This window comes from Pseudomonas sp. FBCC-B1667 (genome assembly GCF_059133255.1).
Map to the genome: position 1 here is coordinate 2,873,905 of NZ_CP101437.1, position 20,674 is coordinate 2,894,578.

Consider the following 20,674-nt stretch of genomic DNA (forward strand, 5'->3'; position numbering starts at 1 on the left):
CGTTTAATTTAACTTTACGTGAGGATTTGGCGATCTCTCGGCTCCCATACTCGGCTCCAACGAACAACTGCAGGGAGCCGGACATGTCGCAGCTATCTGCTTCACCCGTCGTCAATAGCCATCCGCGCTGGTTACGGCTGACCCATTGGCTCAACGCCCTGGCCGTGCTGGTCATGGTCACTAGCGGTTGGCGTATTTATAACGCCTCGCCGATTTATGACTTCAGTTTTCCCAAATCGATCACGCTGGGCGGCTGGCTCGGCGGTGCACTGCAATGGCACTTCGCGGCGATGTGGTTTCTGGCCATCAATGGCCTTGTTTATCTCGCCATCAATCTGTTCAGCGGTCGTCTGAAACGCCGCTTTCTGCCCGTCTCGCCCAAAGGTGTCCTGCATGACCTGTGGGCTGCGTTGAGCGGGCGATTGAGCCACGCCGACCTGAGTCATTACAACCAGGTGCAACGGGTGGCCTACCTGTTCGTGATGGTCGACATCACGCTGTTGGTGATCTCCGGGCTGGTGCTTTGGAAGTCCGTCCAGTTTCCGCTGTTGCGTGAACTGCTGGCGGGCTACGAAGGCGCGCGACGGGTGCATTTCTTCGCCATGTCGCTGTTGGTGGCTTTCGTGGCGGTGCACCTGCTGATGGTCGCACTGGTTCCAAAAACATTGTGGGCCATGATCGCCGGCCGCAAGGAGCGGGTATGAAAAAGCGCATCGAACGTTCAGGGCTGGACGAGTCCTCGATCCTGACAGACGCCCGAAAAATACTCGCCCCGCAGATCCCCGACCCTTCGCGCCGCGCGTTCCTGCTGCGCGGCCTGACCCTCGGCGGTGTGGCGATGTTGTCTGGCTGCAACCTGACCGACAACGAAAGCGTCGACACCGCATTGTCGTCCATGTCCCGTTTCAATGATCGGGTGCAAGGCTGGTTGTTCAATCCCAACGCCCTGGCGCCGACCTACCCGGAATCCATGATCACCCGGCCATTCCCCTTCAATGCCTTCTACGGGATTGATGAAGCACCGACGGTGGAGGAAGAAAGCTACCGGCTGGAAGTGACCGGCATGGTTGCGGACAAACACAGTTGGCGGCTTGAAGAACTGCGCGCCATGGCGCAGACCGAACAGATCACCCGGCACATTTGCGTCGAGGGCTGGAGTGCCATCGGACGTTGGGGAGGCGTACGGTTCAGCGATTTTCTGAAGCGCGTCGGCGCCGACACCGATGCCAGGTACGTCGGTTTCAAATGCGCGGACGATTACTACACCAGCATCGACATGGCCACGGCGCTGCATGCGCAAACCTTGCTGACGCTGACCTATGACGGCGCGGTGCTGCCTCGCCAGTACGGTTTCCCGATGAAGCTGCGCATGCCCACCAAGCTGGGCTACAAAAACCCCAAACACATTCAGGCGATTTTCGTCAGCAACACCTACAGCGGTGGCTACTGGGAAGACCAGGGTTACAACTGGTTCGGTGGCAGCTGACAAGCAAACTCACCCCGTCCCCAACCTGAGCTTCAAGGAGTACATCATGAAAAAGCTAGCAACCGCCGTTCTGTCCATGTGCATCGCACTGGGCGCCGCCAGTGTATTTGCTACCGATACCACGAGCAGCGACGGCATGAGCAAGGATTCGATGTCCAAGGACGCCATGTCCAAAGACACCATGAAAAAAGAAACAACGATGAAAAAGGATTCCATGTCCAAGGACACGATGAAGAAAGACAGCATGTCCAAAGATGCAATGTCCAAGGACAGCATGAGCAAAGACACCATGAAAAAAGACGCCCCATCGCAATAGTCCAATCCTCTGAATGCCTGTGGGGAGCCCGTCCGCTCCCACAGGTTTTACAGGGTATGACTTGAACTCATGCCCTCATGACTTTTAATGGTTACAGCCGCGCAAACCTCCAGTGTTAAAAAATCGCAAACCAGCTCATCAACAACAAAAAAGAGCGTTTGCAACCATGACTCATCATCTCTGCCGCGTCTTCGCCAGCGTCCCGCTGCGCTCTTCGAACCCCGACATGTGCCACGCCAGGCCCGCTGCCTGCGTGCGTTTCTGATCAACCTCAACTCCCTGAAGAGTAACGACTCATGAAAGAACTCGACCTGTACATCGGTGAAGGTTTCGAAGGCCCGGGCGTGAACGCCGCGCACATCAACATTCTGATCGGCCCGCGCAATGGCCCGGCCGGCCAGGCGTTTGCCAACAGCCTGGCGTCGCCAAGCCAGGGGCACTGCCCGTTCATGGTGATTGCCCAGCCGAACATTCCGGTCAAGCCAATGACCCTTTACGTCAACAAAGCCGCGATTAGCGGCGACCTGCACGGCAACGCCACCTGGGGCGCCTCCCAGGCCGGTATCGCCAAGGCTGTGCTTGAAGCGTTGCTGGACGGCACCTTGCCGCCGGAAGCCGAAGACGAATGGGCCATCGTCACCGCCAACTGGGTCAACCCGTCCTGCGATGACCTTGATGCGGTTTACCTGAACAACTACAACGCCTGCCGCACGGCGATCCGTGCCGCGCTGACCGGCAAGCCGGAAACCGCGCAACTGGCGGATGTGGTCAATCACATCAGCAACCCTTTCTACACACCCAAAGCCTGAGGTCCGCACCATGCAATACATACGTTTGGGCAACTCTGGCCTGCAAGTCTCCCGCCTGTGCCTGGGCACCATGAACATGGGCACCCCGGACTGGAAACCGTGGATCTTCGACGAGAAGAAAAGCGAGCCGATCGTCGCGCACGCCCTCGATAACGGCGTGAACTTTATCGACCTCGCGGATTTCTATTCCGCCGGTGTCGGCGAAGAAGTGGTGGGGCGCATTGTCAAGCGCCTGGCCCGTCGTGAAGACCTGGTCATTACCACTAAAGTCGGCTACGGCACTCGCAACGGTATTAACGCCAGCGGCCATTCCCGCAAGCACATCATGGACAGCATCGATGCTTCGCTGAAGCGCCTGAACATGGATTACGTCGATGTGTTCATGCTGCATTACTTCGATGTAAACACGCCGGTCGAAGAAACCATGAGTGCCATGAACGATATCGTGCGTTCCGGCAAGGCGCGCTACATCGGCGTCTCGACCATGCTCACCGGCCAATTGGCGAAAATCCTCATGGCCTGTGAGCGCAACGGTTGGGTCAAGCCGATCAACATGCAGCTGCAACTGAACTGCGCTTACCGCGAAGAAGAGCGGGAAATGATTCCGTTCTGCCGCGACCAAGGCCTCGGCGTCTCGGTGTTCAGCCCGCTGGCCCGTGGCTTGCTGACCGGCGACGCGCAGTCGACCCGCAACCAGACCGACTTCTTCACGCAGCAGATGTACAGCGACGAAGCCTCGTTCGAAATCGCCCATTCTGTGCAACGTGTCGCCCGTGCCCGCGGCGTGTCCAACGCGCAAATCGCCCAGGCTTGGGTCGCCAACCATCCGGGTGTGGATTGCATGCTGGTCGGCGCTGACACCACCGAACAGTTCGACAGTGCGCTGGCCGCGCTCGATACCAGACTCGACGCCGAAGAACTGCACGAACTGGAACGCAATTACACCCCGTGCGACGTGATCAACGATTACACCGCCGGCAAACGTATCCTGCGTTCGGCCCGTCCGGGTCTGGAACGCTTCACCCTGACTGAGGCTGTGGCATGAGCGCGCTGATCCGCACGGGCAATTTTATCGACGGCCAATGGTCGTCCGGTGGCCCGACTTACCCGGTGTTCAACCCGGCCAACGGCGAGTTGATCACCGACGTAGAAAAGGCCGGTGCCGAAGCAACCAATCGGGCCATTGACGCCGCCAACCGCGCGTTGCCGGCGTGGCGCAAGCTCACCGCCAAGGAACGCAGCCAGAAGCTCAAGCGCTGGAGCGAGCTGATGCTGAGCAACCAGAAGGATCTGGCAATCCTGCTCAGCCGCGAACAAGGCAAGCCGTTGGCCGAAGCCATGGGCGAAGTGGTTTACGCCGCGAGTTTTCTGGAGTGGTTTGCCGAAGAGGCCAAGCGTGCTTACGGCGACGTGATCCCGAGCCACAAGGCTGATGCGCGAATCATTGTGGTCAAGGAAGCCATCGGTGTGGTCGCCGCGATCACCCCGTGGAATTTCCCGCTGGCCATGGTCACCCGCAAGGTCGGTCCGGCATTGGCGGCCGGTTGCACGATGATCCTCAAACCTTCGGAAGAGACGCCGCTGTCGGCCTTCGCCCTGGCGGTGTTGGCGGAGCAGGCGGGTATTCCGGCCGGAGTGTTCAACATTGTATCCGGCGATGCAGTGGCCATCGGTGGGGCGCTGCAAGCGTCGAGCATCGTGCGCAAACTGTCGTTCACCGGCTCCACGCGCACCGGCAAATTGCTGATGCGCCAGGCGGCGGAAACCTTGAAAAAGGTCTCGCTGGAACTGGGTGGCAACGCGCCGTTCATTGTCTTCGACGACGCCGATCTGGATGCGGCGGTCAAAGGCGCGATGGCCTCGAAATTCCGTAACACCGGGCAGACTTGCGTCTGTGTGAACCGCTTCTTCATTCAGGACGGCGTTTACGAAGCCTTCACCGGCAAGCTCGCGGAAGCGGTGGCGGCGATGCGGGTTGGCAGTGCGCTGGACGGTGAAACCGAGCAAGGCCCGCTGATCAATGCGGCGGCGCTGGCCAAGGTCGAACTGCACGTCGGCGATGCGCTGGAGAAGGGCGCCACGCTGTTGTGCGGCGGTCGCCGTCATGCGCTCGGCGGCACGTTCTTCGAGCCGACTATCCTCGCCGAAGCCAGCAGCGAAATGCTCATTGCCCAGGAAGAAACCTTTGGGCCGGTGGCGGCCTGCTTCCGTTTCAAGGACGAAGCCGAAGTGCTGCAAAAGGCCAACGACACGCCATTCGGTTTGTCGGCCTACTTCTACAGCCGCGACATCGGCCGCGTGTGGCGCATGGCCGAAGGCCTCGAAGCGGGGATGGTCGGGATCAACGAAGGGATCATTTCCACAGAAGTGGCGCCGTTCGGTGGCATCAAGGAATCGGGCCTCGGTCGCGAGGGTTCGAAGTACGGTCTGGATGACTACCTGGAAATCAAATACTTGTTGATGGGCGGCCTTTAAGGCGTCACCCACCCCCTGTGGGAGCGAGCTTGCTCGCGATGGCGGTGTATCAGGCAATACGGCTTCGACTGACACACTGCCATCGCGAGCAAGCTCGCTCCCACAGTAAAAGCACGATCGGTTTCATTTCTCCGTCAATAACAACAATGGGAGATTTACATGTCTGTACAACCGGTAAAAATCGACGACCTGCCCATCGGGCGCTTTCACCTGAAAATCGCCGGCCTGACTTTCGGCGCGCACTTCACCGACGGCTACATCCTCGGCCTGATCGGCATTGCATTCACCTTGCTGAGCCCGCAGATGCACCTGGATGCGTTCTGGCAAGGGCTGATCGGCGCTTCGGCCCTGATCGGCCTGTTCCTGGGCAGTCTGTTTTTCGGCTGGATCTCCGACAAGGTCGGCCGCCAGAAAATTTTCCTGGTCAGCTTCGTGCTGATCACCATCGCCTCGGTGATGCAGTTCTATGCGGAAACCGCCATGGGCCTGTTTTTGTGTCGGGTGCTGATCGGCATCGGGCTAGGCGGTGATTTCAGCGTCGGTCACGCGATGCTGGCCGAGTTTGCGCCGAAGAAACATCGTGGCGTGTTGCTCGGTTCATTCAGTGTGATCTGGACCTTCGGCTATGTTGCCGCGACGTTTGTCGGCACCGCCATGCTCAGCCTCGGCGATGACGCCTGGCGCTGGATGCTGGCGTCTTCAGCGATTCCTGCGGCGTTGATTCTGATTGCGCGCATCGGCACGCCGGAATCGCCGCGCTGGCTGGTGAACCAGGGCCGAATTGCCGAGGCGCGAGCGATCGTCAAGAAGCACTTGGGCGCCAACGTCGAACTCGACGAAACCCAATCCACCGAAACCCGTTCCGGCTACGCAGTGCTGTTCAGCCGTGAATACCGCAAGCGCACGGCGTTCAACTGCCTGTTCTTTGTCTGCATCGTCATGCCGTACTTCGCCATCTACACCTTTCTGCCGTCGATTCTGCAGAAGATGGGCCTGGCCGAAGGTTTCGGCACTGAGCTGATGTTGAACATGCTGCTGATCCTCGGCGCGTTGATCGGGATCTGGTGCACGATCAAATTCTCGCGCCGCGGGTTCTTGATCAACTCGTTCATCATCCTGGCGGTCGCGCTGTTCATGTTGGCGGTGTTGCCGAGCAGTGCAGCGTTCTTGATGGTGTTGGTGTTCGGGCTGTTCACCCTGGTGTTGTCGGCGGTAAGTAACCTGGTGGGCGTGTTCCCGGCCGAGAGCTTCCCGACTGAAGTGCGGGCCAGCGGAATTGGCCTGGCCACGGCGGTCAGCCGGTTGGGTTCGGCGATCAGCACGTTCCTGTTGCCGGTGAGTGTGGCGGGGATCGGCTTGAGCCCGACCATGGGGATTCTGGCGGCGATCCTGGCCATCGGGGCCTGGCTGTCCTGGGCCTGGGCGCCGGAAACCAAATCGCTGACACTGAGCCAGGCATGCAAGGCGCAGAGCCCGGTGGAGGGTGGCGCAGCGGTGGCAGTGAAAGTCCCGGCCCCGGTCTAACTGACTGTCAAAGTCCCAATGTGGGAGCGAGCTTGCTCGCGATGGCGGCGGATCAGTCAACATTGATGTCGACTGGCACTCCCTCATCGCGAGCAAGCTCGCTCCCACAGGGGTATGGGGTGATTCAGGGATTGCTGACCAGCCCCAACCAATCGGTAAACAACCGCACCTTCGACAATCCCTGCTTGTCATTCGCCACATCCAGCCAGTAGCCATACGGCCCGATCACCTCCACCGGGGTAATCGGCAGCAGGCTGCCATTGGCCAATTCCTTCTCGATCATCTGCCGGTCAATCACCGCCAGGCCACCCCCCGCCAGTGCGGTGTGGATCACTTGATCCAGCGTGCTGAATTCCAGCCCTTGCCCCGCATCGACATCGTCGCGCCCCATGGCCGCCAGCCAGTTTTCCCAGACCTTCAGGCGCTTGCCGTCGTGCAGGATGTGCAGCAGCGGAAAACGCCGCAGATCCGGTGGCTGACCGTCGCTGAACAACTCCGGGCTGGCCACGGCGATGTGCCGTTCCATCACCAGCAATTGGCTGCTGCAATGGCTGTTGGCTTCGAGGCCGAAGCGGATGTGGCAGTCGATTTCCGCGAGGCTGTCGTGGCCGGCCTGGTTGGTGACGCTCAGGCTGATGTCGGGATAGCGCTGACAGAACACGCGCAAATGCGCCGATAACCAGCGTGTCGCCCAGGTCGGTGGCGCGAGGATTCTCAGGCGCTGGCGCAGGTTGGGCACGCGCACGGCTTGCAGGGCCCGTTCAATGTGATCGAAGGCTTCCGCCAGATGCGGGGAGAGGGCGATGCCGGATTCGGTCAACGACAAGCCTTGCGGTGTGCGCACAAACAGCGCGACGCCGAGGTAATCTTCCAGCTGCTTGATCTGGCGACTGACGGCGCCTTGGGTGACGTTCAGGCCCAGCGCTGCCTGGCTGAAACTGCGATGACGCGCGACCTCTTCGAAGACGCGCAGCATAGTGAGCGAGGGCAGTTGACGCATCGAAGGTGGACTCCGTACCGGCCTCCGGTGTCGCGTCGGGCCGGTTTATTGTTTTGGTGGCGGTCTCTGTGGTGCCTATCTGACTATTTGCCAAGGGCTGATGCAAGTGTTGATTCGTCCTAAAGGACGCTAGAAATACCCGATCAGAAGTAATACCCAACGTTCACATACAACTGATTCTCCCACTGATCACTCCCGCCAGCCCCCAGACTCTGGGTATAGCTGCTCCCCCCGATATACGGATCATTCTTGCCAAACAACCACTCCGCCGCGACCCACAACTTGCTCACCGAAAATGAGCTGCCCAAAATCATCCGCTCCGACGTCTTGAACGCGCTGGCGGATTTATCGAAGGCGCTGTAGTTGGCGTACAGCTTGACCCCGCTGACCTGATCGAACAGGTATTTCCCGGCCACGTCGTAGCTGAGATCTGCCACATACAAGTTGCCGCGGCTGGCGACGTTGTACGTGCCGTCATAACCACCAAAGGTGACAAGCTCATCGGTGCCAGGGTTGCGCGGCGACATCTGTTGCCGCGCCGCTTGCAATTGCACCCCCCATGGACCGTTCTTGCCCAGGTAGTGGATGGCCACGGCGTTGCGCCGGCCATTGTCATGGGTGTCCTTGTTCTCCAGCGATGAGCTCAGGCCCGAGAGGCCGATTTCCGATTTCCACGGTCCCAGGTCCAATGCCTTGGCCACTCGCAGCACCACGGTGTTGCGCTCCTGATTGTTGCTGCCGTCGGCGACATAACTGTCGGCTTCGGACACCACGCTGGAGTAAGTGACCCCGTTACTGGTGCCTTTGCCTTGCCACGCCGGGCGCAGGTAGTAACCGGTCTGGAGGTTCCAGTCGCCGATTTGCTGGATGTACTTGGCGCCGACTTGTTGCAGATCTTCCAGGCCGATGACGTTGCCCAGGGTTTCGTAGAAGGTGCTGCCGAAGTACGGCTGCAAACCGAATGGCACTGTGTTCAGGCCCACTTGCACCTGCTGGTCGGGGTTGAATTTGTAGCCAGCCCACGCGAACTTGGCGAACTGAATATCACCGTAATGCTTGGTGTACTGATACGGATAGGAACGACCATAGAAACGGTACTGGGCCTCGCCGATCCAGCTGTCGGAGTTGTACTTGGCGCTGAGGAACATCGTGTCCAGGCCAAATTTCTGGATGTCGCGATCCGGGTCATAGTCCCAGCGCGCACGAACCGCGCCGCCCAGGTCAAGATTGTCGGTCACTTGCACGGCCATGGCTGGGGCCGCAAAGGTGCAAAACAGAGCGATGTACAGAGGACTTAGGCGCAATGAAGCAGAGAAGGGCATGGGGCAGCTCTCGGTTATTTTTATATGAGATGCCTGCCAGTCTTGCGATGAACGGTGGGTTGAACAAACGATTAAAAATACGCGGGAACCTTCCTCAGATGCATGTTAGTGGGAAAATCCTGTAGGACAATGTGTGGCAGCCATGGGATGCTTGCCTCATCAGCTAACGTCCTCGAGTGCTTTTCATGAAACGCAAAATGCCCGGTCTTAATGCCCTCAAGGCGTTTGAAGTGGCCGGCAGCACCGGTAGTTTTACCCGCGCCGCCGAGTTGTTAAACGTGACCCAGAGCGCGGTCAGTCGCCAGGTCCGTCAATTGGAAGAACAGCTTGGAGAAAGCCTGCTGGAGCGTCGCCATCATCACCTCGAACTGACCAGCGCCGGCAAAGTGCTGCTGCGGGCGTTGCATCAATCCTTCGACAAGATCGAGCTGACGGTGCGCAGCATCCAGCAGAAAACCCATTCCAATCGCCTGCACATCAATGCGCCGCCGACCTTTACCAATCGCTGGCTGATGCCGCGTCTGGGGCGCCTGCGGGAGAAGCATCCCGAGCTGGAATTGAGCATCACCACGCGCTTGCAGGACAGCCTGGCGGAAACCAGCACCCTTGATTGTGCGATCCGCTTCGGCGACGGCGAATGGGATGGCCTGGACAGCTCGATGTTGATCCAGGAACGGCATATCGCCGTGTGCGCGCCGACCTTGTATGCCCGGGAGTGGGGCGAGCAGGGCATCGACCTCAATCGCCTGACGTTGCTGCACGTGCTGGCCCGGGAAGACCAGCGTTACCTCACCTGGAAACACTGGCTGGACGCAGCGCGCATCAACGGGGTCGACACCCAGGGCGGGTATGAATTCGACTTGCTGGACCTGGCGATCCGCGCGGCCATCGACGGTTTGGGCATCACCATTGCCGACTGGCACATGGTCGCCCCGGAACTGGCCAGCGGGCAGTTGACCCAGGTGCTCAACGTGCACGTGGAAGGGCACCAGTCCTACTGGCTGGTGACCCGGCCGGAGCAGACCCAGATGCCGCAATTGCAAGTGTTCAGCCAGTGGTTGCAGGAAGAAATCTGGTTGGCGCAACGACAGCTCGAACCCTCCACCGCCGCCCTCTAATCCACACAACCCCTGTAGCAGCCGAGCTTGCTCGCGATGGCGGCGTGTCATTCAACATAGGTGCTGGCAGGTCTGACGCCATCGCGAGCAAGCTCGGCTCCTACAAGGGATCTCATCGTTTTTGGGAGTAACCTTCATTTTTCGAATGTTTGCCCGCTCAATAAATCGTTTGTTCAACCCGCTCAGGATGCCAAGACTGCTCGAACTGGATAAAAACAACGATGGGCGATGCACATGCGACTCGAGCGAAACTTTGTTAACGGCCAATTCATCGAACCTGCCAGCGACGCGCTGATCGCAGTCTATAACCCGGCGACCGAAGCATTGCTGGGCCACGTCTCGGCCGCCACCGCTGGTGAAGCGGTCAACGCGGTCGAAACGGCTGCCGCTGCGCAAAAGGTCTGGGGCAAACTCACCAGCATCGAACGCGCCGAACACCTGCGTGCCTTCGCCGATGCCCTGGACGCTAGCGCCGAAACCATCGGCGCCGCCCTGGCAGCTGAATCCGGCAAAAGCGTTGCTGATGCCAGCAACGAAGCCCGTTACGCGGCGCAGATCACCCGCTATCACGCCGAATGGGCCCGCCGCATTGAAGGCGAGATCATTCCCAGCGACTCCCCGAACGAAAACCTGTTCCTGCACCGCGAAGCCATTGGCGTGGTCGCGTGCCTGATTCCGTTCAACTACCCGGTCTATACGCTGCTGCGCAAAATCGCCCCGGCGCTGATTGCTGGCAACACCGTGGTGGTGCGCCCAAGCAACAACACACCGACCTCGGCATTTGAAATCGCCAAGGCCGTGGCGCAATCCGGAATGCCTGCCGGCGTGGTGAACATCCTGACCATGGATCACGCCACGGCTGCCGCTGTATGTACGCATAAGGCTGTGGGCCTGATCACCCTGACCGGCAGCGTCAATGCCGGGCGCATCGTGCTCGATTACTGCAAGGCCAACATCGCCAAGCCATCGCTGGAGCTGGGCGGAAAAACCCCGGCGATCATCGAAGCCGACGCCGACCTTGAAGCCGCTGCAACCACCATCATCGCCTCGAAGACTACTCACTGCGGGCAGTTGTGCACGGCGGTGGAGCGGGTCTACGTGCAGGAAAGCGTGTACGAACAGTTCCTCGCGCTGCTGAAAGCGAAAATCAGCGCCGTGAAGTTCGGCGACCGCGCCACAGATACCCGTCTGATGGGCCCGTTGGTCAACGCCAGTTCGCAGCAAAACATCCACGCCATGGTCGAACGCGCCATCGCGGACGGCGCGGTCCTGGAAACCGGTGGTTTCATCCCGCAGGGCAAGGGCCATTTCTACCCGCCGACGCTGCTTAGCGGCTGCCGCCAGGACATGGAAATCATCCAGGAAGAAATCTTCGGCCCGGTGCTGCCGGTGCTCAAGTACCGCGACATCGACGAAGCGCTGGCGATGGCCAACGACCATCAGTTCGGCCTGGCCTCGGTGCTCTACACCGAGAACTACCGCACCACGATGAAAGTCGCCAACGCCATCGAAGCCGGCGAGCTCTACGTCAATCGCACCCCGGCCGATCCGTACCAGGGCTACCACGCCGGCTGGAAACGCTCAGGCCTGGGCGGCGATGACGGCAAGCACGGCATGCTCGAGTTCACCCAGACCCGTCTCGTGGTCATGACGTACTGATCCACCGGCAACACGCCTCACGCAACACCCATAAAAACAATTAACAGGGCCACCCGGACCACCGGGCGGCCAGAGGTCACCTAGATGTCCAAGCTAGCATCCACTGCTGCCGCTGTTCAGGGTTCGAATGCGGGTTCAATGAGTCACAGTGACAAGGGAAGTCGCTATGTCCAACTGATGTTATTGGTGCTGGCCGCCGGTGCGATCTACCCGATCCTGTACCTGCGCCAGGTCTACCAGACCACCATGCTCGACGTGTTCCAGATCAGCCACAGCGAGCTGGGTTATCTGTACTCGATGCTCGGTACGATTTTCCTCCTGAGTTACTTGCCGAGTGGCTGGCTGGCGGATCGCATTGCCCCTCGCTTTCTGATTTTCTTCTCGCTGGTCGCCACCGGCGCCCTGGGCCTGTGGTATTCCACCGCGCCGTCCATGACCGGCTTGATGATCATCTTCGGTTGCTGGGGCCTGACCACCGGCCTGACGTTCTGGGCCTCGGTGCTCAAGCGCGTGAAAATGATTGCCCATCACACCGAACAGGGCCGGTTCTTCGGCATCCTCGATGGCGGTCGTGGCCTGGTCGAAGCCTTGTTGGCAACGGTCGCACTGGGGCTGTTTGCCTTCGCCACCGAAACCCGCGGCGAATCGGCGGCCGAAGGCTTCAAGCACGTGATCTACCTGTACGCCTTCACCTGTATCGCCATCGGCTGTGTGCTGGTGTTGATCAAGGACCCGAAGTCGATGGAAGACACGGCGCCGGTGGAGAAGGGCAAGTACAACCTGCTCAGCGACCTGACCACCCTGGTGAAAATCCCGGAGCTTTGGCTGGTCACTGCCATCGTGTTCTGCGGTTATCACATCTTCTGGGCCACTTACAGCTTCTCCGATTACCTGCAGGGCGGCGGCATGACCGCGGTCATGGCCGGCACCATCACCACCATCAAGCTGTGGATGCGCCCGATTGGTGGTATCGGCGGCGGCTGGCTGGGTGACAAGTTCTCGAACATCTCCGTGCTGATCGTGGCGCTGTTTTGCGCGACGTTGGCGATGGTCGGCCTGATCGTGTTCCCGGCGCTCAACAGCATGGGCCTGCTGGTCGGCACGGTGATTTTCATCGGCCTGATGACCTACGCCATTCGCGGCTTGTACTGGGCGATCCTCGATACCTGCAACATTCCGCTGCGCATCACGGGGCTGGCCATCGGCATTGTCTCGGTGGTCGGTTACCTGCCAGACGCGTTTATTCCGTTGATCAACGGCTACCTCACCGAACATTTCCCGGGCGCCTTTGGTTACAAGCTCTACTTCAGCTACATCGCTTTCGTCGGCCTGCTCGGGACCTTCGCGGCCCTGACCTTGCGCGCACGTATCAATCGTAAATCTTTGATCAAGACTTCTTTGAAATAAGCAGGTGCCTGTGATGAAAATCGTCGCCTTAGAAACCCATATCGTCGCCGTACCGCCACCGCACATCGGCGGGATGTACTGGCTGTTCGTCAAGATCAAAACCGATTGCGGCATCGAAGGCGTGGGCGAAATCTACGCCGCGACTTTCGGACCCAAAGCCATGTTGCCAATCATCGAAGACGTATTCGAACGCTACCTGCTCAACCAGGACCCGCACCACATCGAACGGTTCTTCCGTCAGGCCTATTCGAGCGGTTTCACCCAGCGTCCGGACCTGACCATGATGGGCGTGGTCAGTGGCCTGGAAATGGCGTGCTGGGACATCATTGGCAAAGCGGCGAACAAACCGGTGTATGAACTGCTGGGCGGCAAGGTCAACGAACGCTTGCGTTCCTACACCTACCTCTACCCGGTGAACAGCAAGGGCGAGTACGACTACGACGACCCGGACCTGGCCGCCGAGTGCGCCATCGAGAACATGAACAAAGGCTTCACCGCCGTGAAGTTCGACCCGGCCGGGCCGTACACCGCGTACTCCGGGCACCAGATTTCCCTGGAAGTGCTGGACCGTTGCGAAACTTTCTGCCGCAAGATCCGCGAAGCGGTGGGCGACAAGTGCGATTTGCTCTTCGGCACCCACGGGCAAATGGTGCCGTCATCGGCGATTCGCCTGGCCAAGCGTCTTGAGAAGTACGACCCGCTGTGGTTCGAAGAACCGGTGCCGCCGGGTCAGGAAGAGGCCATGGCACAGGTCGCGGCCAAGACTTCGATTCCGATTGCCACGGGTGAGCGACTGACCACCAAGTACGAATTCTTCAAGCTGTTGCAAGCCGGCGGTGCGTCGATTCTGCAGATGAACGTCGCCCGTTGCGGCGGTCTGCTGGAAGCGAAAAAGATCGCCAGCATGGCTGAAGCCTATTACGCGCAGATCGCCCCGCACCTCTACAACGGGCCGATTGGCGCGGCAGCGAGTTTCCAGCTGGCGACCTGCACGCCGAACTTCCTGATCCAGGAAAGCATCATGACCTGGGGCGGTTTCCACGCCGAAGTCCTGACCAGGCCGCTGCAATGGGAGGACGGCTACATCATCCCGTCCACCGAGCCGGGCCTGGGTGTGGAGCTGAACATGGACGTGGTGCGCAAGCATTCGCCATACACCGGCGAGCGCCTGCACCTGCAAATGGCGGCGACTCCGGCAGACGTCAAAGACACATCGCCAGCCAGAGGCTGACGGGACGCCGCCCATTCGCAACACCTGTGGGAGCGAGCTTGCTCGCGATGAGGGCCTGACATTCAGCATTGATGTTGACTGACACGACGCCATCGCGAGCAAGCTCGCTCCCACAGGGATCGTGGATTGACTGACAGTTGGGTGGTTTTTTTGTACAACGACTTACGCGGTAACCCTGCATGACTTACGACTACATCATCGCTGGCGCTGGCGCCGCAGGCTGCATCCTGGCCAACCGGCTATCGGCCAGTGGCAAACATTCGGTATTGCTACTGGAGGCGGGCGGCAAGGACAGTTCCTTGTGGTTCAAGATCCCGGTCGGCTTCGCCAAAATGTATTACAACCCCACCTTCAACTGGATGTATTACAGCCAGCCACAAAAGCAATTGGCTAACCGCGAAATCTACGCACCCCGCGGCAAGGTTCAGGGCGGTTCAGGCTCGATTAACGCGATGATCTACGTCCGTGGCCAGGCCCATGACTTTGACGATTGGGCGGCCAACGGCAACGAAGGCTGGGGCTTCAAAGACGTCCTGCCGTATTTCCGCAAACTGGAAAACCATCCGCTGGGGGACAGCGAATACCATGGAAGCAGCGGTCCGATCAGCATCACGCCGATGAAGGGCCAGACCCATCCGATCTGCGACGTGTTCCTCAAAGGCTGCGATGAACTCGGCTATCCGCTCAGCGACGATTTCAACGGACCGACATTTGAAGGCGCGGGCATCTACGACGTCAACACCAAAAACGGTCAGCGTTGCTCCAGCAGCTTCGCGCATCTGCACCCGGCACTGACTCGGCCGAACCTGACCGTCGAGCATTACGCCCTGGTGGATCGGGTACTGTTCGATAAGGACCGCGCCACCGGCATTTCCATCACCCAGCACGGCGTGGTCCGAACCTTCACCGCCAACAAGGAAGTGATTCTTTGCGCCGGTGCCGTGGACACGCCAAAGATCCTGCAACTGTCCGGTGTCGCGGACGAGAAGCTGCTGGCCAAACACAAGATCCCGATGGTCAAGCACCTGCCGGCGGTGGGGCAAAACCTGCAGGACCACCTGTGCGCCAGCTATTACTACAAGGCCAATATCCCGACGCTCAACGATGAGCTGAGTTCGTTGTTCGGTCAGTTCAAACTTGGTCTCAAATACCTGTTTACCCGCAAGGGCGCGCTGGCGATGAGTGTCAATCAGGCCGGCGGATTCTTCCGTGGCAACGACCAGCAAACCAACCCGAACCTGCAGTTGTACTTCAACCCGCTGTCGTACCAGATCCCGAAAAACAACAAGGCCAGCCTCAAGCCGGAGCCGTACTCAGGCTTTCTGTTGTGCTTCAACCCGTGCCGTCCGACCAGTCGCGGGCACGTCGAGATTGCCTCAAAAAACCCGCGGGATGCTGCGCTGATTGACCCCAATTACTTGAGCACCCAGAAGGACATCGACGAGGTCGTTCAGGGCAGCCGCTTGATGCGCAAAATCATGCAGGCGCCAGCGCTTAAAGGCGTCACGGTTGAAGAAGTGTTGCCGGGGCCGGTCGTCGAAACCGACGAACAAATGCTGCAATACTTCCGCGAAAACAGTGGCTCGATCTACCACCTGTGTGGTTCCTGCGCCATGGGTTCGGATGAGCAGAAGTCCGTGGTCGACCAACGTTTGAGAGTCCATGGTCTTGAGGGATTGCGCATCGTCGATGCGTCGATTTTTCCTAACGTGACGTCGGGCAATACCCACGCGGCGGTGCTGATGGTGGCCGAGAAGGGCGCCGATCTGATTTTGCAGGACGCCTGATTTCATAACCTCTGAGTATCAAAAATGAATTTCCGCCCCGTCCGCTGCTCATACGGATAAGCCGCGGATTTATTGCGCAAAATCATAGGTGTATTCAGGGAGTATTGAATCATGGGGCCAGTATCGACGATGGGCACGAACGTAACTGGCGGGTTGATTCTGGTGGTCGAGGATGACCCGGTGATCCTTGACTTTCTCTGCGAAATTCTTGAGGGCGAGGGGTTCAAGGTTCAGCCACAGCCCAACGCGGATGCCGCTTCTGTGTACCTGGAGCAACAGGCGGACAATGTCTGCCTGTTGCTCACCGACATCACCATGCCGGGCACGCTCAATGGCGCTGACCTGGCCAATCAGTTTGGTGACCGCTGGCCAGACAAGCCGATCATGATCATGTCCGGTTATGAAACCCCTCAAAGCTCCGGGGTCCGGCATTCAGTTTCGTTCATCAAAAAGCCCTGGGCAATCGGCCAATTGCTCGACTGCGTCGCGGGCGCCTTGAAGTCCAAACCTCTCAACTGAAGCGTCATTGCGTTGCATGAGTCCATCTCGCAAGTAAATGCTACATTGCTCGGCACACCCGCCAGGCCCTTGCGAGAGGAGGCTCATCCTTGTCTGCTTACCCATCCGTTTTCAACACACCTTACCGCGCGTTCCTGTTCGATATGGACGGCACTGTGCTCAACTCCATTGCCGCTGCCGAGCGGATCTGGACGATCTGGGCCGTGCGCCACGGGGTAGACGTCGCGGCTTTCCTGCCAACCATTCACGGCGCCCGCGCCATCGACACGGTGAACCGCCAGGGGTTGCCGGGTGTTGATGCCCAAGCGGAAGCCGCGTGGATTACCGAGGCGGAAATCGAGGACGTGGAGGGGGTTGTCGAGGTCCGTGGGGCGGCGGCATTCCTTCGTTCGTTGCCGGCGGGTCAATGGGCGATCGTCACGTCCGCGCCGAGAGCACTGGCGTTGCGGCGGATGGCGGCGGCGGGGATTCCCGAACCGGATGTCATGGTGACGGCTGAAGAGGTCAGCGCCGGGAAACCGGATCCAGCGGGTTACCGTTTGGCAGCCAAGCGTTTGGGTGTCGAGGTTACGGATTGTTTGATCTTCGAAGATGCCAGTGTAGGCATTCTCGCGGCAGAAGCGGCGGGGGCGGATTTGGTGATCATTACTGAAACGCATGAGCATCCGATCCAGACGCAACATGCCACGTTGGCCAACTATCAGACGGTCGCTGCGTCCGTGGATCCCGACCACCATATCCGCCTCAATCAAATCTAATTGTAGGAGCCGAGCTTGCTCGCGATAGCGGAGTGTCAGTTGACAAAAATGCAACTGACCCGACGCCATCGCGAGCAAGCTCGGCTCCTACAATAGAGTTGTGGGATGGTTAATAGAATCCGGGTATCAGTCGCCAGGTGTCGGCGCAATAACGGTCGTACTCTCCGCCGAACTGCGCCCTCAACAACGCTTCTTCCGAGTGAATCCGCGCAATCAGCGGAATCACCGTCAACGCCGCCAGCAACAGCCCTACCCCTGAACGAAATGCCAGTGCCCAGCCCACGGCGATCACCAGCATTCCCAGGTAACTGGGGTTGCGCAGGCGCCGATAAATCCCGTCGGTGACCAGCGTGTGCCCCGGCTGAATCGCCACCAGACCGCTGAAACGCTTGCCCAGTACAAACACCGGCCACAAACGTAGCGCGCCGCCAAGGCCGAACAACAACGCGCCCATCCAGCGCACCTCTTCACCGCCAAAGGTCCAGAAATCGATCCGATCGGTGTAGGCCGGGAGGAATCCGCTGAGCAACCCGATCACCCCAAACGCCGGCAGCACCCAGCGATTGGCCCGGTCCTCACGTTCACCGGCACTCAGATTGACCTCGCTGAACAGCGACACCACGGTCATCACCACAGTAGCGAGGCCAACCACCACCAACGACCCATGCGCAAAAAACGCCGCAAACCCGCCCATGCCCCACACGGCAAGACCGAGGTAGGCAAGGGTGCCGACGATGGCGAAGAACGCCAGTTTGGTCGAGATTTTCATGGGCACTCCCGATGAGCCATGGCCCGTTTCAGTTTAGAGTCCCCATGCTGCTCACGCGTTCAACGCTGATCTGGCGTTACGCCGGATGACTTGCGGCGGTTGGCCGAATGCCCTTAGAAAGGCTTCGCGCATGCGGCGCCGGTCGGTGAAGCCGGCCTCGGTGGCGATCTGGTCGAGGGTCAGGCGCCCGCGTTCGAGCATTTGCCGCGCCGCTTCCAGACGCAGGTTTTCGATGGCCTTGGCCGGCGTCTGCCCGGTCTCGGCGCGAAAGCTGCGGCTGAATTGCCGCGGGCTCAGGCGCGCCACATCGGCCAATTGCTCCACTGACAGCGGCGAAGCCAGGTGTTCCCGGGCGTAGCCGAGAACGGTCTGAATGCGGTCGGATTTGGGCGCCAGTTCGAGCAAGGCCGAATGCTGGGACTGGCCGCCCGCACGTCGTTGGTACATCACCAGTTTTTGCGCCACGGAACGCGCCAGCTCGGCGCCGTGATCCTTCTCGACCATGGCCAGCGCCAGGTCGATGCCGGCGGTCATGCCGGCCGAGGTCCAGATCGAGCCGTCGACCACGTAGATTCGGTCTTCTTCTACCTTGATCGAAGGAAAGCGTGCTTGTAGCTCCCGGGCATAGGCCCAGTGCGTGGTGGCGCGCCGTCCGTCGAGCAGGCCGGCCTGGGCCAGCACGAACGCCCCCGAACAAATCGCTGCCATCCGCCGCACGCTGCTCACGCTGTCGCGCAGGTAGGTCAACACACTGTCGGGCGCTTGTTCGATGATGCAATCGCCACCGACCACAATGACCGTATCGAATACCCGCTCACCGAACGGCTGGGTCCCCACGCTTAATCCCCCGGAGGCCCGCAGCGTGCTGCCATCCTCAGAGATAACGCCGACGTCATACAGCGTCTCACCGGCGCTGAAGTTGGCGTACTCGAACACCGGCATGGCGGCCAGCGCCATGGACTGGAAACCCTCGAACACAACAAATGCCACGCTAGTCATTGCCAGTCTCTCAAAAGACATGTCCTGAAAACGTACCTTAAACGTCATTTGAGACAAGTGAAAGAGTCTTTATAACGGTTCACACCCGGCGAATTGATCGCCTCACTGTGAAGGAACCCGACATGTCGCTCTCATCCAAAGGCACTGCACTGATCACTGGCGCTTCTTCGGGCATTGGTGCGGTGTATGCCGACCGCCTCGCCCGGCAGGGCTACGACCTTATTCTGGTCGCCCGCAGCCAGGCCAAGCTGAACACGCTGGCGAACCGCCTCAGCAACGAAACCGGGCGCGCCGTGGAAGTGGTCGCCGCCGATTTGAAAGTCAAAGCCGATGTGCTGAGGGTCGAGGGAATCCTGCGTAGCGACGCCAGCATCACCATGCTGGTCAACAACGCTGGCGTGGGCGCTGTCATGCCTTTGCTGGGCAGCCCGGTCGAGGAGATGGAAGACATGATCACCCTCAACGTTACCGCGCTGATGCGTCTGGCCTACGCCGTAGTGCCAGGCTTCGTCGCCCGTGGCACCGGCACCGTGATCAACATCTCGTCGATCGTTGCCGTCGCCCCGGAAATCCTTAACGGCGTGTACGGCGGGACCAAGGCCTTCGTGCTGAGCCTGAGCCAGTCGATGCACCGTGAACTGGCGGATAAAGGCATCCGCATTCAGGCGGTATTGCCCGGCGCGACCGCGACCGATTTCTGGAGCGAGGCGGGTAACCCGGTGGAAAACCTGCCGCAAGAGATCGTGATGTCGGCGCAAGAGATGGTCGATGCCGCGCTGGCGGGTTTGGCGAGCGGCGAAGTGGTGACCGTTCCGAGCCTGCACGACGGTGAGCAATGGGACCGTTATGAAGCCCAGCGTCAGAACCTGTCGGGGTTGTTTGGCAACTCCAGCGCCGCACCGCGTTATCGCTAAAGGCGCAGGACAAAGGCCGAGTGATGTGCCCCTCAGGCGGCAATGCCGGTGTTGCCACCGCCATCGCTGCCGCCAGCCTTGGGTTGAGTGGGTGCATTGTGGTGCCGTAGTACTCAGCGATGAAGACGCGATCAAGGGAAAGCGAGGTAGGGCCGGGAACGCTATCCAGGTGTCACTAGCCCCACCGCTGTTTTTACGGCCTTCATTGGCCGGCAGCATTGCCTTCCTGGATCAGGATGGCCCGCGCCAGGTCTTCATCAGTGGCGTTGAGGCCGGGATTGTCCTGACGGATTTTTTTCAGCACCGACTCCAGATAAACCCCGCGAATCGCACCGCCACTGGCCACGAAGCTGGAGGCGTCATCCCGGGCGGGAATCATGAGTTTATGGTCCTTGAATGTCGAGTACAGCGACGCCGATACCCCGGCCGACGTGGCAACATCGCCCGCATCCACGCTGGCCATAGCCGAGCCGAAGGGTAAACACAGCATCAGTGAAGAGATGATAATCAGACGGCGCATGACAGTGTCCTCTGAAAGCATGACGCAAATAGGAAGTACCTCATAGTTTAGGATGCACGAC

The 20,674-nt window shown here is 59.7% G+C and carries 20 protein-coding genes and 1 pseudogene; 16 read left to right on the forward strand and 5 right to left on the reverse strand.

The window, feature by feature from the left end; translation table 11 throughout:
- The first annotated feature begins 83 nt into the window (after window positions 1–83).
- The 7 genes from NL116_RS13045 to NL116_RS13075 all read left to right on the forward strand — a co-directional run bounded on the left by NL116_RS13045 (window position 84) and on the right by NL116_RS13075 (window position 6,610).
- On the forward strand, window positions 84–704 hold the full coding sequence (locus NL116_RS13045; protein ID WP_494377514.1) for a cytochrome b/b6 domain-containing protein: 621 nt from the start codon (window positions 84–86) through the stop codon (window positions 702–704).
- Window positions 701–1,486: a molybdopterin-dependent oxidoreductase gene (locus tag NL116_RS13050; RefSeq protein WP_494377515.1), complete on the forward strand. Its 786-nt coding sequence runs from the start codon at window positions 701–703 to the stop codon at window positions 1,484–1,486. The genes NL116_RS13045 and NL116_RS13050 overlap by 4 nt, the downstream gene beginning before the upstream one ends.
- 46 nt (window positions 1,487–1,532) lie before the next feature.
- Window positions 1,533–1,802, forward strand: coding sequence for a pentapeptide MXKDX repeat protein (locus NL116_RS13055; protein WP_494377516.1), 270 nt, complete (start codon window positions 1,533–1,535; stop codon window positions 1,800–1,802).
- A gap of 296 nt (window positions 1,803–2,098) precedes the next feature.
- Complete coding sequence (gene fae, locus NL116_RS13060; protein ID WP_494377517.1) at window positions 2,099–2,611, forward strand: formaldehyde-activating enzyme; 513 nt, start codon at window positions 2,099–2,101, stop codon at window positions 2,609–2,611.
- Between the two features lie 10 nt (window positions 2,612–2,621).
- A complete protein-coding gene (locus NL116_RS13065; RefSeq protein WP_494377518.1) occupies window positions 2,622–3,656 on the forward strand; it encodes an aldo/keto reductase in 1,035 nt (344 codons plus the stop codon).
- Window positions 3,653–5,086, forward strand: a complete 1,434-nt coding sequence (locus tag NL116_RS13070; RefSeq protein ID WP_494377519.1) for an NAD-dependent succinate-semialdehyde dehydrogenase — start codon at window positions 3,653–3,655, stop codon at window positions 5,084–5,086. The genes NL116_RS13065 and NL116_RS13070 overlap by 4 nt, the downstream gene beginning before the upstream one ends.
- Window positions 5,087–5,245: 159 nt before the next feature.
- The gene (locus NL116_RS13075; RefSeq protein WP_494377520.1) at window positions 5,246–6,610 is read left to right on the forward strand and encodes an MFS transporter; all 1,365 of its coding nucleotides are present in this window, start codon (window positions 5,246–5,248) and stop codon (window positions 6,608–6,610) included.
- 124 nt (window positions 6,611–6,734) lie between these two features.
- On the opposite strand, the gene NL116_RS13080 is transcribed toward NL116_RS13075, so the two are convergent.
- The gene (locus NL116_RS13080; protein ID WP_494377521.1) at window positions 6,735–7,610 is read right to left on the reverse strand and encodes a LysR substrate-binding domain-containing protein; all 876 of its coding nucleotides are present in this window, start codon (window positions 7,608–7,610) and stop codon (window positions 6,735–6,737) included.
- Between the two features lie 143 nt (window positions 7,611–7,753).
- The gene (locus NL116_RS13085) at window positions 7,754–8,932 is read right to left on the reverse strand and encodes a hypothetical protein (protein ID WP_494377522.1); all 1,179 of its coding nucleotides are present in this window, start codon (window positions 8,930–8,932) and stop codon (window positions 7,754–7,756) included.
- Window positions 8,933–9,117: 185 nt separating this feature from the next.
- On the opposite strand from NL116_RS13085, the gene NL116_RS13090 reads away from it, so the two are divergent.
- From NL116_RS13090 to NL116_RS13120, 7 genes are all read left to right on the forward strand, one after another.
- Window positions 9,118–10,050, forward strand: a complete 933-nt coding sequence (locus NL116_RS13090; RefSeq protein WP_494377523.1) for a LysR substrate-binding domain-containing protein — start codon at window positions 9,118–9,120, stop codon at window positions 10,048–10,050.
- Window positions 10,051–10,284: 234 nt separating this feature from the next.
- Window positions 10,285–11,709, forward strand: a complete 1,425-nt coding sequence (gene aldA, locus NL116_RS13095) for an aldehyde dehydrogenase (protein WP_494377524.1) — start codon at window positions 10,285–10,287, stop codon at window positions 11,707–11,709.
- A gap of 84 nt (window positions 11,710–11,793) precedes the next feature.
- The gene (locus NL116_RS13100; RefSeq protein ID WP_494377525.1) at window positions 11,794–13,116 is read left to right on the forward strand and encodes an MFS transporter; all 1,323 of its coding nucleotides are present in this window, start codon (window positions 11,794–11,796) and stop codon (window positions 13,114–13,116) included.
- Between the two features lie 13 nt (window positions 13,117–13,129).
- Window positions 13,130–14,347, forward strand: coding sequence for a mandelate racemase/muconate lactonizing enzyme family protein (locus NL116_RS13105; protein WP_494377526.1), 1,218 nt, complete (start codon window positions 13,130–13,132; stop codon window positions 14,345–14,347).
- Between the two features lie 179 nt (window positions 14,348–14,526).
- A complete protein-coding gene (locus NL116_RS13110; protein ID WP_494377527.1) occupies window positions 14,527–16,134 on the forward strand; it encodes a GMC family oxidoreductase in 1,608 nt (535 codons plus the stop codon).
- A 111-nt stretch (window positions 16,135–16,245) separates the two neighbouring features.
- Window positions 16,246–16,653 carry a response regulator gene (locus tag NL116_RS13115; protein WP_494377528.1) on the forward strand — a complete coding sequence of 136 codons (408 nt, stop codon included), beginning with the start codon at window positions 16,246–16,248 and terminating at the stop codon, window positions 16,651–16,653.
- An 89-nt stretch (window positions 16,654–16,742) separates the two neighbouring features.
- Window positions 16,743–17,411, forward strand: coding sequence for an HAD-IA family hydrolase (locus NL116_RS13120; RefSeq protein WP_494377529.1), 669 nt, complete (start codon window positions 16,743–16,745; stop codon window positions 17,409–17,411).
- Between the two features lie 109 nt (window positions 17,412–17,520).
- Here NL116_RS13120 and NL116_RS13125 read toward each other — a convergent pair whose 3' ends face one another.
- Both NL116_RS13125 and NL116_RS13130 read right to left on the reverse strand, forming a co-directional pair.
- Window positions 17,521–18,180: a methyltransferase family protein gene (locus NL116_RS13125; RefSeq protein WP_494377530.1), complete on the reverse strand. Its 660-nt coding sequence runs from the start codon at window positions 18,178–18,180 to the stop codon at window positions 17,521–17,523.
- Window positions 18,181–18,231: 51 nt separating this feature from the next.
- Entirely contained in the window at window positions 18,232–19,179 is a 948-nt protein-coding gene (locus NL116_RS13130; RefSeq protein ID WP_494377531.1) for a GlxA family transcriptional regulator, read from the reverse strand.
- Window positions 19,180–19,301: 122 nt separating this feature from the next.
- On the opposite strand from NL116_RS13130, the gene NL116_RS13135 reads away from it, so the two are divergent.
- Both NL116_RS13135 and NL116_RS13140 read left to right on the forward strand, forming a co-directional pair.
- Window positions 19,302–20,093: an SDR family NAD(P)-dependent oxidoreductase gene (locus tag NL116_RS13135; RefSeq protein WP_494377532.1), complete on the forward strand. Its 792-nt coding sequence runs from the start codon at window positions 19,302–19,304 to the stop codon at window positions 20,091–20,093.
- A gap of 5 nt (window positions 20,094–20,098) precedes the next feature.
- Window positions 20,099–20,200, forward strand: a pseudogene (locus tag NL116_RS13140) (pyridoxal-phosphate dependent enzyme); the annotation flags it as partial.
- A 95-nt stretch (window positions 20,201–20,295) separates the two neighbouring features.
- Here NL116_RS13140 and NL116_RS13145 read toward each other — a convergent pair.
- On the reverse strand, window positions 20,296–20,613 hold the full coding sequence (locus NL116_RS13145) for a DUF2388 domain-containing protein (RefSeq protein WP_494377533.1): 318 nt from the start codon (window positions 20,611–20,613) through the stop codon (window positions 20,296–20,298).
- Window positions 20,614–20,674 lie beyond the last annotated feature (61 nt).

Coding starts and splice junctions, on each gene's coding strand:
- NL116_RS13085 (WP_494377522.1), bottom strand. CDS start 8,932: ATGCCCTTCTCTGCTTCATTGCGCCTAAGTCCTCTGTACATCGCTCTG.
- NL116_RS13105 (WP_494377526.1), top strand. CDS start 13,130: ATGAAAATCGTCGCCTTAGAAACCCATATCGTCGCCGTACCGCCACCG.
- NL116_RS13055 (WP_494377516.1), top strand. CDS start 1,533: ATGAAAAAGCTAGCAACCGCCGTTCTGTCCATGTGCATCGCACTGGGC.
- NL116_RS13125 (WP_494377530.1), bottom strand. CDS start 18,180: ATGAAAATCTCGACCAAACTGGCGTTCTTCGCCATCGTCGGCACCCTT.
- fae (WP_494377517.1), top strand. CDS start 2,099: ATGAAAGAACTCGACCTGTACATCGGTGAAGGTTTCGAAGGCCCGGGC.
- NL116_RS13100 (WP_494377525.1), top strand. CDS start 11,794: ATGTCCAAGCTAGCATCCACTGCTGCCGCTGTTCAGGGTTCGAATGCG.
- NL116_RS13075 (WP_494377520.1), top strand. CDS start 5,246: ATGTCTGTACAACCGGTAAAAATCGACGACCTGCCCATCGGGCGCTTT.
- NL116_RS13050 (WP_494377515.1), top strand. CDS start 701: ATGAAAAAGCGCATCGAACGTTCAGGGCTGGACGAGTCCTCGATCCTG.
- aldA (WP_494377524.1), top strand. CDS start 10,285: ATGCGACTCGAGCGAAACTTTGTTAACGGCCAATTCATCGAACCTGCC.
- NL116_RS13090 (WP_494377523.1), top strand. CDS start 9,118: ATGAAACGCAAAATGCCCGGTCTTAATGCCCTCAAGGCGTTTGAAGTG.
- NL116_RS13065 (WP_494377518.1), top strand. CDS start 2,622: ATGCAATACATACGTTTGGGCAACTCTGGCCTGCAAGTCTCCCGCCTG.
- NL116_RS13135 (WP_494377532.1), top strand. CDS start 19,302: ATGTCGCTCTCATCCAAAGGCACTGCACTGATCACTGGCGCTTCTTCG.
- NL116_RS13115 (WP_494377528.1), top strand. CDS start 16,246: ATGGGGCCAGTATCGACGATGGGCACGAACGTAACTGGCGGGTTGATT.
- NL116_RS13110 (WP_494377527.1), top strand. CDS start 14,527: ATGACTTACGACTACATCATCGCTGGCGCTGGCGCCGCAGGCTGCATC.
- NL116_RS13145 (WP_494377533.1), bottom strand. CDS start 20,613: ATGCGCCGTCTGATTATCATCTCTTCACTGATGCTGTGTTTACCCTTC.
- NL116_RS13070 (WP_494377519.1), top strand. CDS start 3,653: ATGAGCGCGCTGATCCGCACGGGCAATTTTATCGACGGCCAATGGTCG.
- NL116_RS13080 (WP_494377521.1), bottom strand. CDS start 7,610: ATGCGTCAACTGCCCTCGCTCACTATGCTGCGCGTCTTCGAAGAGGTC.
- NL116_RS13045 (WP_494377514.1), top strand. CDS start 84: ATGTCGCAGCTATCTGCTTCACCCGTCGTCAATAGCCATCCGCGCTGG.
- NL116_RS13130 (WP_494377531.1), bottom strand. CDS start 19,179: ATGACTAGCGTGGCATTTGTTGTGTTCGAGGGTTTCCAGTCCATGGCG.